Source organism: Mesorhizobium sp. WSM4904 (assembly GCF_029674545.1).
Taxonomy (GTDB): Bacteria; Pseudomonadota; Alphaproteobacteria; order Rhizobiales; family Rhizobiaceae; genus Mesorhizobium.
Window position 1 is genome coordinate 2,373,118 of the sequence record NZ_CP121354.1, and the last position, 14,179, is coordinate 2,387,296.

Annotated in this window: 14 protein-coding genes; 9 read left to right on the forward strand and 5 right to left on the reverse strand. The window is 64.1% G+C overall.

Annotated features, from left to right (window positions below; genetic code table 11):
• Window positions 1-33 precede the first annotated feature (33 nt).
• Genes QAZ47_RS11350 through QAZ47_RS11365 form a run of 4 tightly spaced genes read right to left on the reverse strand, consistent with a single transcriptional unit; the run spans window position 34 to window position 3,211 of the window.
• The gene (locus QAZ47_RS11350) at window positions 34-810 is read right to left on the reverse strand and encodes an SDR family oxidoreductase (RefSeq protein WP_278233285.1); all 777 of its coding nucleotides are present in this window, start codon (window positions 808-810) and stop codon (window positions 34-36) included.
• Window positions 811-827: 17 nt separating this feature from the next.
• Window positions 828-1,880 carry a phosphotransferase family protein gene (locus QAZ47_RS11355; RefSeq protein WP_278233286.1) on the reverse strand — a complete coding sequence of 351 codons (1,053 nt, stop codon included), beginning with the start codon at window positions 1,878-1,880 and terminating at the stop codon, window positions 828-830.
• Window positions 1,877-2,362, reverse strand: a complete 486-nt coding sequence (locus tag QAZ47_RS11360; RefSeq protein WP_278233795.1) for a MaoC family dehydratase — start codon at window positions 2,360-2,362, stop codon at window positions 1,877-1,879. The genes QAZ47_RS11355 and QAZ47_RS11360 overlap by 4 nt, the downstream gene beginning before the upstream one ends.
• A gap of 33 nt (window positions 2,363-2,395) precedes the next feature.
• The gene (locus QAZ47_RS11365; protein WP_278233287.1) at window positions 2,396-3,211 is read right to left on the reverse strand and encodes an SDR family oxidoreductase; all 816 of its coding nucleotides are present in this window, start codon (window positions 3,209-3,211) and stop codon (window positions 2,396-2,398) included.
• Between the two features lie 116 nt (window positions 3,212-3,327).
• On the opposite strand from QAZ47_RS11365, the gene QAZ47_RS11370 reads away from it, so the two are divergent.
• Both QAZ47_RS11370 and QAZ47_RS11375 read left to right on the forward strand, forming a co-directional pair.
• Window positions 3,328-4,569, forward strand: coding sequence for an acyl-CoA dehydrogenase family protein (locus tag QAZ47_RS11370; RefSeq protein ID WP_278233288.1), 1,242 nt, complete (start codon window positions 3,328-3,330; stop codon window positions 4,567-4,569).
• 5 nt (window positions 4,570-4,574) lie between these two features.
• On the forward strand, window positions 4,575-5,612 hold the full coding sequence (locus tag QAZ47_RS11375; RefSeq protein WP_278233289.1) for a zinc-binding dehydrogenase: 1,038 nt from the start codon (window positions 4,575-4,577) through the stop codon (window positions 5,610-5,612).
• A gap of 114 nt (window positions 5,613-5,726) precedes the next feature.
• On the opposite strand, the gene QAZ47_RS11380 is transcribed toward QAZ47_RS11375, so the two are convergent.
• Complete coding sequence (locus tag QAZ47_RS11380) at window positions 5,727-6,557, reverse strand: MurR/RpiR family transcriptional regulator (RefSeq protein ID WP_278233290.1); 831 nt, start codon at window positions 6,555-6,557, stop codon at window positions 5,727-5,729.
• 146 nt (window positions 6,558-6,703) lie between these two features.
• Between QAZ47_RS11380 and QAZ47_RS11385 the strand changes: the two genes are divergently transcribed.
• The 7 genes from QAZ47_RS11385 to QAZ47_RS11415 all read left to right on the forward strand — a co-directional run bounded on the left by QAZ47_RS11385 (window position 6,704) and on the right by QAZ47_RS11415 (window position 14,062).
• On the forward strand, window positions 6,704-7,522 hold the full coding sequence (locus QAZ47_RS11385) for an N-formylglutamate amidohydrolase (protein ID WP_278233291.1): 819 nt from the start codon (window positions 6,704-6,706) through the stop codon (window positions 7,520-7,522).
• A gap of 21 nt (window positions 7,523-7,543) precedes the next feature.
• Entirely contained in the window at window positions 7,544-9,100 is a 1,557-nt protein-coding gene (locus QAZ47_RS11390; protein WP_278233292.1) for an amino acid permease, read from the forward strand.
• Window positions 9,101-9,181: 81 nt separating this feature from the next.
• Window positions 9,182-10,552 (forward strand): glutamine synthetase family protein, encoded by a 1,371-nt coding sequence (locus QAZ47_RS11395; RefSeq protein ID WP_278233293.1) that lies wholly within the window; start codon window positions 9,182-9,184, stop codon window positions 10,550-10,552.
• Window positions 10,553-10,609: 57 nt separating this feature from the next.
• On the forward strand, window positions 10,610-11,056 hold the full coding sequence (locus QAZ47_RS11400; protein ID WP_278233294.1) for a helix-turn-helix transcriptional regulator: 447 nt from the start codon (window positions 10,610-10,612) through the stop codon (window positions 11,054-11,056).
• Window positions 11,046-11,465, forward strand: coding sequence for a type II toxin-antitoxin system VapC family toxin (locus tag QAZ47_RS11405; protein WP_278233295.1), 420 nt, complete (start codon window positions 11,046-11,048; stop codon window positions 11,463-11,465). Before QAZ47_RS11400 ends, QAZ47_RS11405 begins: the two co-directional genes overlap by 11 nt.
• A gap of 21 nt (window positions 11,466-11,486) precedes the next feature.
• A complete protein-coding gene (locus QAZ47_RS11410; RefSeq protein ID WP_278233296.1) occupies window positions 11,487-12,872 on the forward strand; it encodes an aldehyde dehydrogenase family protein in 1,386 nt (461 codons plus the stop codon).
• A 17-nt stretch (window positions 12,873-12,889) separates the two neighbouring features.
• Window positions 12,890-14,062 (forward strand): iron-containing alcohol dehydrogenase, encoded by a 1,173-nt coding sequence (locus tag QAZ47_RS11415; RefSeq protein WP_278233297.1) that lies wholly within the window; start codon window positions 12,890-12,892, stop codon window positions 14,060-14,062.
• The last annotated feature ends 117 nt before the right edge of the window (window positions 14,063-14,179 follow it).

Here is a 14,179-nt window from a genome sequence, read left to right on the forward strand (position 1 = left end):
CCAACTCAATTCCGGGGAAAGCCGTTACCTGAACTAGATCGCGCCGATGCCGCCGTCGAGCGCCAGCGCGTGGCCGGTCATGAAGGAATTGGCGGGGTCGGCGAGATAAAGGATGCCGGTCACGATCTCGTCCACTTCGCCGACGCGCTTCATCGGCACGCCGCGCGTGAGCTCGGCAAGCGCTTCGGCTTCCGGCGCGCCGGTGGAGCGCACGAAGCCGTCGACCATCGCCGTCCTGGTATGCGCCGGGGAGACCGCGTTGATGCGTATCCCCTTGGTGGCGTATTCGACCGCCGCGGAGCGCGTCAGCCCGACGACGCCATGCTTGGCGGCGGCGTAGACCGACAATTTCGGCGCGCCGGAGAGACCGGCGACCGAGGCGACGTTGACGATGGCGCCGCCCTTGCCGCTTTCCCTGAATTGCCGCTCCATCTGTGGAATCTGGTGCTTCATGGCGTAGAAGACGCCGAGCAGGTCGACCTCAAGCACCCGGCGCGCTTCTTCCGACGTCACCAGCGGCAGGCGCACGAAGGCGTGCACGATCCCAGCGTTGTTGACGGCAATGTCCAGCCGGCCGAATTTCTCCACGGCGAGCTTCACCAGATCCTCCGAGAGCTTCTCGTCGGCAATGTTGCCGGCAAGGAACGCGGTTTCGGCGCCAAGTGTCGCCGCGAAATCGCCCAGTGCCGCTTCGTCGAGATCGGAAAGAACCAGCCGCGCACCCTCGGCGGCGAAGGCTTTGGCCGCGCCGCGGCCGAGGCCGCCGGTCGCACCGGTTATCAGCACCGTGGCTCCATCGAATCTGCCCATCGCTCAACTCCCCGTATTCAAATCCGCCCGTCGATCAGGTCCACCGCGAGCGCGGCGAGCAGCTTCACCGCCTCGCCATAGGTCTTGGCCTTTTCCGGATTGGAGGCATTGCCGTCCAGCGCACGGCGGTAGACACCCTGGCAGATCGCCGCCAGCCGGAAGAAGGAGAAGGCGAGGAAGAATGTCCAGTTGCCTATGCCGTCGATGCTGCGCCGCCGGCAATAGGCGGCCACATAGGCTTCCTCGGAAGGCAGACCGAGCACAGCGCGGTCGACGCCGCCGAGGCCGCGAAAGCCGGAGGCATGCGGCAGCCGCCACTGCATGCATTGATAAGCGAGGTCGGCGAAGGGATGGCCGAGCGTCGACAGTTCCCAGTCGAGCACGGCGATGACCTTAGGCTCGTCCTTGGCGAAGATCATGTTGTCCAGCCGGTAGTCGCCATGCACCAGCGAGACCCGGCCGTCGTCGGCCGGCATATGCGTCTCCAGCCAGGCGATCAGCCGGTCCATGTCGGCGATCTCTTCCGTTTCGGAGGCGCGGTACTGGCTGGTCCAGCGCGCGAACTGGCGCTCGAAATAGCTGCCGGGCTTGCCGAAATCGCCAAGCCCCACGGCCGCGATATCGACGTCGTGCAGGGCGGCGAGCGTCGCGTTCATGGCGTCGTAGATCGCCGCGCGCTCGTCATTGCTGGATGTGTCGGGGCCGGATGCGTCCGGCAAGGACGGATCCCAGAAGATGCGGCCATCGAGGAATTCCATGACATAGAACATGCGGCCGATCGGCGAGTCCTCGCCGGACAGGTGCAGCATGCGCGGCACCGGCACGGCGGTCGAGCTGAGCGCCTGCATGACCCGGAACTCGCGGTCGACCTGATGCGCCGACTTCAGCAACTGTCCCGGCGGTTTGGCGCGCAGCACGTAGCGGCCGCTCGCGGCGGTCAGCAGATAGGTTGGGTTCGACTGTCCGGACTTGAACTTGTCGACCGCCGAAAGCCCGGCAAAGCCCGGAATATGCGCCTCGAGGTAAGGCGCAAGCGCTGTTTGATCTAAGACGTTGCTGTCGCCGCTCATGCGGTCTCGGGCTGGCGCTCGATCAGCGTCAGGGTCAGCCAGCGCGCGGTCAGCGCCGGCTTCTTCGATCCTTCGATCTCGATGGTCACGTCATGCGCCGTCTGGACCCAGCCGGAAGGCCGCACCTTGACGTCGGCCAGCACGAAGTGCGTGCGGATGCGCGAGCCGGTCTTGACCGGCGCCAGGAAGCGCAGCGTGTCGAAGCCGTGATTGACGCCCATCTTGGTGTTTTCGATCGGCGGCATGGTCTCGAAGGTCATGGCCGACAGCAGCGACAGTGACAGGAAGCCATGCGCGATGGTGCCGCCGAACGGCGTCTCACGCGCGGCGCGCTCCGGATCGCAATGGATGAACTGATGGTCGTCGGTGGCGTCGGCGAACTGGTCGATCATGCGCTGCGTCACCGTTCGCCAGGGCGACACGCCGACTTCGTTGCCGACGCTGGCCAGAAGCGTATCGAGACTGATCGGTTCCACGCTAATGTCCTCCGCACCCCCGCCCGGATAACGAGCGTATCATTCCTTGAACAACGTCATTCCATGCTGCACCGACTGGCCGCCGTCGATCGGCAGGATGGCGCCGGTGACATAGCTTCCGGCACGGCTGCACAAATAGAGCGTTGCGCCGGCAATGTCATCCGCCACGCCGATGCGGCCGAGCGGAACATGGTTACCGACATGTTTCGCCTGCTCCGCGGTGGCGGTGGCAAAGGCCGTCATCCGGCTCTGGAAGGGGCCGGGGGCGAAGGCATTGACCGTGATGCGGCGGGCGGCGAACTCGATCGCCAGCGTGCGCGTCAGGTGATGCACGGCGGCCTTGGAGGCGGTGTAGGAATAGGCGTCGTCGGCCAGCGGCTGGGTGCCCATCACCGAGCCAAGATTGATCACGCGGGCCGGATCCTCGTCGCTTGCGGCGGCGTCGAGCAACGGCAGAAGCTCCCGCGTGAGATGGAAGACCGCGGTGACATTGACGCCGAAGACCTTGGCCCAGGCGTGGTAGGGAAACTCCTCCAGCGGCGCGCCCCAGGAAATGCCGGCATTGTTGACCAGGATGTGCAGCCGGTCCGTGCGCACCTTCACCTCGGCGACCAAAGCGGCGATGCCCGCTTCGCTGGACACGTCGCCGGCAAAGCCCTCGGCCCGGCCGTCGCCGCCCTGCGCATTGAGCTCGCTGGCGACCCGGATGCAGTCCTCGCCCTTGCGCGAGGCGATCATCACGGTGGCGCCGGCCCGCACCAGCCCGGTCGCGACCATCCGGCCGATGCCGGTTGCGGCGCCGGTCACCAGCGCTGTCTTGCCGGCGACCGAGAACAGCCTGTCCAGATAGCTCATCCTAATTCCTCCCACGTGCCTCGTCCCGGCCGGAAACCGAAGGACTCGCGTTGACAACGCTAGCCGAAGTACGGTCATCCTTGCCACGGGTAAAGACTTCGAAAGGGCCGGAACCGATGGCGGACATGAATCTCGGCATGAGCGAGCGGCTGAAGCCGATCCACCAGAGCGTGGCCGCGATGGTGCGCGACGAGATCGCGCCGCTTGGCGAGGCGTTTCTCGCCGAGGTCGGCAAGGGCGGCGACCGTTGGGCCTACACGGCCAGACAGACCGAGATCCTCGAAGGGCTGAAGAAGACGGCGCGGGAGCGCGGCCTGTGGAATTTCTGGCTTACCGATTCAAAGCGCGGCTACGGCCTGTCGACTGTCGAATATGCCTATCTGGCGGAAGAGATGGGAAAAGCCCATCTCGGCGCCGAGACCTTCAACTGCTCGGCGCCCGACACCGGCAACATGGAAGTGCTGGAGCGCTACGGCTCGGAAGAGCATAAGCGGCAATGGCTGGAGCCGCTGCTCGATGGGAAAATCCGCTCGGCCTATCTGATGACCGAGCCCGACGTCGCCTCATCGGACGCCACCAACATTTCGATGCGCTGCGAGCGGCGCGGCGATGATTATGTGCTCAACGGCGAGAAATGGTGGGCGTCCGGCGCCGGCGACCCGCGCTGCGCCATCTACATCGTCATGGTCAGAACCGGCTCGGACGAAGAGCCGCAGCATCGCCGGCATTCGATGATCCTGGTGCCGGCGGACAGCAAGGGCGTCACCAAGTTGCGACCGATGCAGGTCTATGGCGACGACGATGCGCCGCATGGCCATATGCATCTCAGGTTCGAGGATGTGCGGGTTCCGGTGGCGAACCTGATCCTCGGCGAGGGCAGGGGCTTCGAGATCGCGCAGGGGCGGCTGGGGCCTGGCCGCATCCATCACTGCATGCGCGCCATCGGCCAGGCCGAGATGGCGCTGGAGATGCTGTGCCAGCGTTCCGTGCGGCGCGAGGCCTTCGGCCAGTCGCTGGCGAAGCTCGGCGCCAATTTCGACATCATCGCCGAGTGCCGCATGGAGATCGAGATGGCGCGGCTGCTCTGTCTCAAGGCGGCATGGATGATCGACCAGGGCGATCCGCGCGCCGCCGCGCCCTGGATCAGCCAGATCAAGGTGGTAGCACCCCGCGTCGCGCTGAAAGTCACCGACGAGGCGGTGCAGATGTTCGGCGCGCAAGGCATCAGCCAGGACACTCCGCTCGCCCGCTCGTGGACACATCTGAGAACATTGCGGCTCGCTGACGGGCCGGACGCCGTGCACCGGCGCCAGGTGGCGCGCGCCGAGCTCAGGAAATATACGCAGGAAAAGGTCTGACCGCCATGGCGCTTGCGTCGGAAATGAAGGCCTTGCTGCTCGTCGGCGACGGCTATACCAAGACACCTTCGGCCGGCGCGCTGGAGGCGATGGAGCCTTATCTCCGACCGGGCAGCATCGCCGTGCCCGAACCCGGCCCGACACAGGCGCTGATCAAGGTTGGCCTCGCCTCGATCAACCCGTCCGACATCGCCTTCATCAAGGGGCAATACGGCCAGCCGCGCGTGAAGGGGCGGCCGGCGGGCTTCGAGGGCGTCGGTATCGTCGTGACGACAGGCGATGACCCGTATGCAAAGAGCCTCGAAGGAAAGCGCGTCGCCTTCGCCACCGGCGTGTCGAACTGGGGCTCGTGGGCCGACTATGCGGTGGCGGAGGCTGCGTCCTGCGTTCCGTTGCTCGACACGGTTCGCGACGAGGACGCCGCGGCGATGATCGTCAATCCGCTGACCGCGCTCGCCATGTTCGACATCGTCAGAGAGGAAGGCGAGAAGGCCTTCGTCATGACCGCCGGCGCCAGCCAGCTCTGCAAGCTGATCACTGGGCTAGCGAAGGAGGAAGGTTTTCGGCCGATCGTCACCGTGCGCCGCGAAGAGCAGATCCCGTTGCTGAAAGGGCTCGGTGCCGCGCATGTGCTCAACGAAAAGGCGGCGGATTTCGAAGCTGCGCTGCGCGAGGTGATGAAGACCGAGCAGCCGCGCATCTTCCTGGACGCGGTGACCGGACCGCTGGCCTCGGCCATCTTCTACGCCATGCCGAAGCGCTCGCGCTGGATCGTCTATGGTAGGCTCGACGCCGAGCCGACGGTGATCCGCGAGCCCGGCCAGTTGATCTTCCAGCACAAGCGCGTCGAAGGCTTCTGGCTGGCCGAATGGATGCGAGCGTTTCGCGACCGGCTCGGCCCGGCGGTGCTGGAGGCGCAGAAGCGCTTTTCCGACGGACGCTGGTTAACCGACGTGACGGCGGTGGTGCCGCTGGACGAAGCTATGACCAGGCTGCCGGCCGAGTTGGCCAAGCCGAATGGCAAGGTGTTCATAAGGCCTTAGAGCGTTTCATCGTTTCACGGAAACGCTGAACCACTCTAACTATTTGTTTTTAGGCAATTCCGGACGGAAAACCGCTACACACTTTTCCTGGAATTGCTCTAGGCCAACACCTGTTCACCGCAGGCTTTCCAGGTCGCGGATGCGCTTGGCGCCGGCGGCTTCGAGCTGTCTCGTGACGGCGCCGATCAGCGTTTCGGCGACGACGAAGAGCGCGGCCGACGAATCCCAGGCCGACGGCACGGCGGTACGCCCGGCAATCACATGGCGGGCGAAGCGGGCGATCGGCGACAGCCACTGGTCGGTGAAAAGCACGATCTGCACGCCGCGCTGGTGCGCCTTCTCGGCAAAGCGGACGAGGCTTTCCTGGTAGCGCCTGATGTCGAAGATCACCAGCACGTCGCGCTTGCCCATGTCGATCAGCCGGTCGCGCCAGATGCTCTCCTGGCCGGCGAGGTGGTAGACATCCGGCTGGATGATGGCGAGATGGGCGGCCATGTAGCGCGCCAGCGGATCGGTGAAGCGGCCGCCGATCAGGAAGGTCTTGCCGCGCCGCTCGGCAAGCCTTGTGGCGATGTCGGCCAGTTGCTTGTCGGAGAGGTGCCGGAATGTCTCGCGCATGTTTTCCAGCGTCGCCTCCAGCATCGGCGAAACCGCGCCGCCGTTGGCGGGCGACGCCGGGTTGAGGGTGCGCGACGCCGGAGACTGCAATTGCGCCGCCAGCTCATCCTGCAGCGCCGACTGGAATTCGGGATAGTTCTGAAAGCCCAGTCTCGCGACGAAACGCAGGATCGTCGGCGAGGATACGCCGGCCGCGGCCGAGAACTCGGCGACCGTCTTCAGCCCGGTCAGCGGATAGTTGGCGATCAGCGTCTGCGCGGCGCGGCGCTCGCCGGCGGGCATTGTCCCGATGCGGTCCGAGATCAGTTCGGCAATGCTGGAAATCATGGTTTTCCCCCGCCCGTTGGCCCGGTCGCCGCCGTTTTCCGAATTGGCGTTTGACAAAGCCGGGCAAAGTGTATGAAATCATCCACAGGGACGCAATGAGGCAAAATACGTAACATAAGATACAGCGCTCCCCAGGGGACGGCAGTATGGAGAAAGCACGGCACGCCAGCCTTGCACCGTCGGAGACCGTGAGGGTGACCAACCTTGGCGGCTCCAGCCCCTTCGTCTTCACCTGCGACCACGCCTCGAACTTCCTGCCCTCCGAATTCGGCACGCTCGGCCTGCCCGTCGAGGACCTCTCCCGCCACATCGCCTGGGATCCCGGCGCGCTGCCCGTCGCCGGCCGCATGGCCGAGGCGCTCGATGCCACGCTGGTCGAGACCTGCGTCTCGCGTCTCGTCATCGACTGCAACCGGCCGCTCGACGCGCCGGACCTCGTGCCGCCGGTCAGCGAAACGACGGCCATCCCGGGCAATACCGGTCTTTCCGAAAGGGATCGCGCGGCGCGGGTCGACCTGGCGTGGCGTCCGTTCCATGACACGGTTGCACAAATCATCGAGCGACGGCTGGCGCACGGCCAGGAGACGCGCCTTGTGTCGGTGCACTCCTTCACGCCGGTCTACAAGGGCAGAAGCCGGCCCTGGCATATCGGCATCATCCATGATGACGACCGCAGGCTGGCGGCGCCGCTGATATCGGCGCTCAAGCGGCTCTCCGGCGTCACCGTCGGCGTCAACGAACCCTATTCGCCGGCCGACCGCGTCTATTTCACGCTGGAACGGCACGCGCGCTCGCGCGGCCTAGCCTGCGCGATGATCGAAATCCGCAACGACGAGATCTCCGGCGAGACCGGGCAGCGGAAATGGGCGGATCTGCTCACAGGCATATTTTCGAATCTGGAGCCCGAGGAGGCCAGGGGCTCCCGACAACGCGTAATGGGAAAGTCAGTACAGTCGGCCAGCTAAGAACCAACAGGGGACTTCCAAATGACAACAAACGACTATACCGAAGTCGACAAAGCGGAGGACATGAAGGTCCTCCACAACATGGGCTACGCCCAGGAACTGGAGCGGCGCCTCAGCCGCTTCTCGAATTTCGCGGTTTCCTTCTCGATCATCTGCATCCTGTCCGGCGGCATCAATTCGCTGGCGCAGGCAACGTCGGGCGCCGGCGGCATCGGCATCGGCATCGGCTGGCTGGTCGGCTGCTTCATCTCGCTCACCTTCGCGGTCGCCATGTCGCAGATCAGCTCGGCCTATCCGACGGCCGGCGGCCTCTATCACTGGGGCTCGATCCTCGGCAATCGCGGCACCGGCTGGGTGACGGCCTGGCTCAACCTGCTCGGCCTGATCACCGTGCTCGGCGCCATCAATGTCGGCACCTGGACATTCTTCCTCGGCGCCTTCGGGCCTGCGCTCGGGATCGAGGGCACGCTGACCAACCAGATGATCTTCCTGGTCATCATCACCGGCGCCCAGGCGCTGATCAACCACCTCGGCATCAAGCTGACGGCGAAGCTCACCGACTTCTCGGGCTACCTCATCTTCTTCGGCTCGATCCTGATTGCGATCGTCTGCCTGCTCTCCGCCGAGACCTGGGATTTCAGCCGTCTCTTCACCTTCCACAACTACTCCGGCGACGCCGGCGCAGGTGTGTGGCCATCGGTGTCGAACGCCTGGGTGTTCGCGCTCGGTCTGCTGCTGCCGATCTACACGATCACCGGCTACGACGCCTCGGCGCATACCTCGGAGGAAACCATCAAGGCGGCCTCGTCGGTGCCGCGCGCGATGGTGATGTCGGTCATCTGGTCGACGCTGTTCGGCTATCTGTTCCTGGTTGCCTTCGTGCTGATGATCCCGAACATGGACGACGCGGCCAAGCAGGGCTGGAACGTGTTCTTCTGGGCCTTCGACCAGCGCGTCAGCCCCGGCGTCAAGGAGTTCATCTACCTCATCGTCTTCCTCGCGCAGCTCTTGTGCGGCCTCGCCACCGTCACGTCGGCCTCGCGCATGATCTTCGCCTTCTCGCGTGACGGCGGCCTGCCGGGCTCGTCGGCGCTCGCCAAGGTGAGCCCGACCCACCGCACCCCCGTGGCGGCGATCTGGACGGCCTCGATCCTGTCGGTGCTGTTCGTCTGGGGCTCGTCGGTGGTTTCGGTCGCCGGCACTTCGGCCTACACGATCGTTGTGTCCTGCACCGTCATCTTCCTGTTCCTCTCCTTCATCGTACCGATCGTGCTCGGCATGCTGGCCTGGGGAACGCCGAAATGGGACAAGATGGGGCCGTGGAACATGGGCCGCGGCCTGTTCATGCTCTTTGGCTTCCTGTCGATCGTGTCGATGATCCTGATCTTCGTCATCGGTGTCCAGCCGCCGAACGACTGGGCGCTCTACATCACCGTCGGCTTCTTCATCCTGACGGCGATCGTCTGGTTCGCCTTCGAGCGTAACCGCTTCCAGGGCCCGCCGCTGGGCGACATCATCGCGGCGCGCCAGGCAGCGATCAAGGCGGCGGAGCAGGCGGTCGGCGAAACCGGCCACTGATATCAGTGTCATGGCCATGGCCGGCATCGTGCCGGCCATGGTTCCTCCCTTTCAATCGACAAGTGTTGGAGCGCCAAAGGAATGGCCGGGAATTTCTCGTTCGATCAGTTGAAGGAAGCGGTCTCGAAGGGCGAGATCGACACCGTGCTGGCCTGCATCGTCGACATGCAGGGCCGGCTGGCGGGAAAGCGCTTCCTGGCCCAGTATTTCGTCGATTCAGCGCATGGCGAGACGCATGGCTGCAATTATCTGCTGGCCTGCGACATCGATATGGAGCCGGTGCCCGGATACAAGGCGGCGAGCTGGTCGAAGGGCTATGGCGACTTCGTCATGAAGCCCGACCTTTCGACGCTGCGGCGCATCCCCTGGCTGGAAAAGACGGCGCTGGTCATCTGCGACGTGCTCGACCACCATAACCATGACGACCTCGCTCACTCGCCGCGCGCCATCCTGAAGAAACAGGTCAAGCGTCTCAAGGAGCGCGGCTATATCGGCTACTTCGCCTCCGAGCTCGAATTCTACCTGTTCAACGAGACCTACGATTCGGCCCGCAAGAAGCACTGGCAGGGCCTCGATTCCGCTTCGCCCTATATCGGCGACTACCAGATCGGCGTCACCACCAAGGAAGAAGGCGTCATGCGCCGGCTTCGCAACGAGATGGAGGCGGCCGGCATCCCGATCGAGAATTCCAAGGGCGAGTGGGGCCCGGGCCAGGAAGAGATCAATGTGCGCTATGCCGAGGCGCTCGAGATGGCCGACCGCCACGTCATCCTGAAGAACGGCGCCAAGGAGATCGCCGATTCCGAAGGCAAGGCCATTTCCTTCATGGCCAAGTACAATTACGGACTGGCCGGCAATTCCAGCCACATCCACAATTCGCTGTGGAGCGACGACGGCAAGACGCCGCTGTTCTTCGACAAAAGCGCGGAATGGACGCTGTCGAGCCTCGGACAGCAATGGGCGGCCGGCCAGCTCAAATACGCCAAGGAGCTCACCTGGTTCCTTGCGCCCTACATCAATTCCTACAAGCGCTTCCAGGCAGGTACCTTCGCGCCGACCAAGATCATGTGGAGCGAGGACAACCGCACCGCGGGCTTCCGCCTCTGCGGCGAGGGCACCAAGGGCATCCGCATGGAGTGCCGCATCGGCGGCGCCGACCTCAATCCCTATCTCGCCTTCGCGGCGCTGATCGCGTCCGGCCTTGCCGGCATCGACGAGAAGCTGGAACTGCAGAAGCCGTTCGTCGGCGATGCCTATCAAGCCTCGCAACTGCCCGAAATCCCGAAGACGCTGCGGGACGCCACCGAGACGCTGGCGACCTCCGCTATGCTGAAGCAGGCCTTCGGCGAGGACGTGGTCGAGCACTACGTGCACACCGCCCGCTGGGAGCAGTTCGAATACGACCGCCGCATCACGGATTGGGAACTGCACCGAGGCTTCGAGCGATATTGACGATGTTGCTATTTTCGCAATATGTTGCGATTATAGTACCGCAACATGGAGGCGACGTTGTCGGAAGGCAGAGATGGTGTCGACAAGGCATGGTTCGTGAACAAGATGAAGGAGCGCAATCTGACGGTGCGCAGCATGGCCGGCCGTATGGGCATGCACTACAGCGCGCTGTCGCGAACCCTCAGCGGCGAACGGCGTATGCAAGTCGATGAGATACGCAAGATTGCTGAAATTTTCGATCAGCCGGTGAGCGAGATATTGGTCCATCTGGGTTCCTCAGGCGCCCCGGTGGACGCCAAGCCTCGCGCCGCGCAGGAAAGCAGGCCGGGTTTCGCGGAGGGGCATATGGATTTCAACGATACTGACGCGAACGAAGACTATATCGTGCCGCCTCCGGGTGCAGACCCTTTGTTTGGGTGCATGGCCGGAACGCTGAAACTGCTTCCCGATATTGACTACACCGCCCCCGCGGATCCCGACTGGGGCAAAGTGTATGACAGATGACGGGTTGCTGCTTGATACATGCTTCGTGCTTTGGTCGTCGGCGCGGCAGCCGGTCACGAGAACGGCGATTGAAGCGGTGAACCGCGCACGAAAAAATACCGGTGCGATCGCTGTCTCGGTCATGTCAGCGTGGGAAATCGGAATGCTGGTCTCGAAAGGCAGGCTGCCCTCCATCAGGACTCCGGAGCGCTGGTTCGAAGAGTTCGTCGAGGCGGCGGCCGTTACAGTGGAAGGCGTCACTGCGCGCATTCTTGTTGCTGCGTCCCATCTTCCGGGCGCCGTGCACAACGATCCCGTCGACCGGATACTCATCGCCACTGCGCGGGAGCGCGATCTGACAATCATAACGCGAGACCGGGCCATTCTGGCTTATGCCGCCCAAGGCCACGTTCGCGCGATCGCCTGCTAAGACACAACCGGAGACGTTTAATTGGAAACCGTAAAACTCAAATCCCCCATCGACGGCTCGATCTATGCCGAGCGGCCGGTCGCGAGCGACCAAGCGATCAACGCAGCGGTCGAGCGCGCCAAGGCGGCGCAGGAAAAGTGGGCCGAGATGCCGGTCGTCGAGCGCGGCAAATACATGCTGGCGATGCTTGAGGCACTGGTTGCGATGACCGACGAGATCGTGCCGGAGATCGCCTGGCAGATGGGACGGCCGGTGCGCTATGGCGGCGAGTTCGGCGGCGTCAAGGAACGCACCAACTACATGGTCGAGATCGCGGAAGCTGCGTTGAAGCCGGTCATGGCCTCCAATCCGAAGGAGGGCTTCCGCCGCTATGTGAAGAAGGTGCCGCTCGGCGTCGTGCTGGTGATCGCGCCGTGGAACTATCCCTATCTCACAGCGGTCAACACCATCGTACCCGCACTGATGGCCGGTAGCGCCGTTATCCTCAAGCATGCGGCGCAGACGCTGCTGGTCGGCGAGCGCTTCCAACAGGCCTTCGACAAGGTGGGCCTGCCCAAGGGCCTGTTCCAGAATCTGGTCATGAACCACAGCCGGACCGAGAGGCTGCTCGGCTCCGGTAAGATCGACCATGTCAACTTCACCGGTTCGGTCGGCGGCGGCCGCGCCATCGAGAAGGCTGCGGCCGGCACCTTCATGACGCTCGGCCTCGAGCTCGGCGGCAAGGACCCCGCCTATGTGCTGCCCGACGCCAAGATGGACCATGCGGTCGCCAATCTGGTCGACGGCGCCTTCTACAATTCCGGCCAGTGCTGCTGTGGCATCGAGCGCGTCTATGTGCACGAGAAGGTCTATGACGAGTTCGTCGAGGGCTTCATCGCCGAGACCAAGAACTATGTCGTCGGCAATCCGCTGGAGCAGGCCACCACGATGGGGCCGATGGCGCAGGCGCGCTTCGCCGACCTGATCCGCGAGCAGAAGGCCGAGGCGCTGCGCAAGGGCGCCAGGGCGCACATCAACATGAAGGTCGAGAACGACAGAGCGGGCTCGCCCTATCTGGCGCCGGAAGTGCTGACCAATGTCGACCACCAGATGAGCGTCATGCGCGAGGAAAGTTTCGGGCCGATCGTCGGCATCATGAAGGTGCGCGACGACGAGGAGGCGATCGCGCTGATGAACGACAGCCCCTATGGGCTGACGGCTTCGATCTGGACGCGCGACACCGAGCGCGCGGTGGCGATCGGCGACCGTGTCGAGACCGGCACCGTGTTCATGAACCGCTGCGACTATCTCGATCCGGCGCTGGTCTGGACCGGCGTCAAGGACACCGGCAAGGGCGCCGCGCTCTCGGCCATCGGCTACGACAATCTGACCCGGCCGAAATCCTACCACCTGCGTGAAGCGATCTGATTTTCGAAAGACAATCCATGTCCAAGCTGATCTCCAAATGGAACTACCCCACCACCGTCCGCTTCGGCGCCGGCCGCATCAGGGAACTGCCGGATGCGCTGACGGCGGCCGGCATCAAGCGGCCGCTTTTCGTCACCGATCCTGGCCTGGCGAAACTTCCGGTCGTCGCCTCCACGCTGAAGATTCTCGACGACGCCAAGGTCCCCTATGGCGTGTTTTCCGAGGTGAAGCCGAATCCGGTCGAGTCCAACCTCACCGCAGGCATCGCGGTGTTCAAGAAGGGCAAGCATGACGGCGTCATCGCCTTCGGCGGCGGCTCGGCGCTCGACCTCGGCAAGCTGATCGCCTTCCAGGCCGGACAGACGCGCCCGGTGTGGGATTTCGAGGACATCGGCGACTGGTGGACCAGAGCCAATTCCGACGCGATCGCGTCGATCATCGCGGTGCCGACCACGGCGGGCACCGGGTCCGAGGTGGGGCGCGCGGGCGTCATCACCAATGAGGCGACCCACACCAAGAAGGTCATCTTCCATCCGAAACTTTTGCCGGCGATCGTGATTGCCGATCCGGAACTGTCGGTCGGCATGCCGCCCTTCATCACCGCCGGCACCGGCATGGATGCGCTCGCCCACTGCCTCGAAGCCTATTGCGCGCCGGGCTATCATCCGATGGCCGACGGCATCGCGGTGGAAGGCATCCGCCTGGTGTTCGAGAATCTGCCCAAGGCCTTCGCCAACGGCAAGGATCTAGTCGCCCGCGCCCATATGATGAGCGCCGCGGCGATGGGCGCGGCCGCCTTCCAAAAGGGGCTGGGGGCCATCCACTCGCTGTCGCATCCGATCGGCGCGCTCTACGACACCCACCACGGCATGACCAACGCCGTGTTCATGCCCTATGTGCTCGCCTTCAACCGCGAGGCGATCGAGGACCGCATTGCGCGGCTCGCCGCCTATTGCGGCATCAAGGGCGGTTTCGACGGTTTCGCCAAGGCGATCATCAAGCTGCGCAAGGAACTCAAGGTGCCGCACGCGCTGCCCGGCCTGATCAAGGGCCTCGACATGGACAAGAAGCGCAAGGCGTTGATCGCCGACATGGCGGTGGTCGATCCGACCGCCGGCGGCAATCCCGTCAAGCTCACCAAGAAGGCGGCGCTGACGCTGCTCGATAATGCCATCGCCGGGTCGGTGTGAAGCGGGTACCGACGGTGAAAGTTGATCTGGAAACGAGGGGAAAGGAAGGGGAACAGGGCAAGGGACAAGTCGGATAATGGTTAGCCGGAAAAAGAGTCGCGAGGCGATTGCTACAAC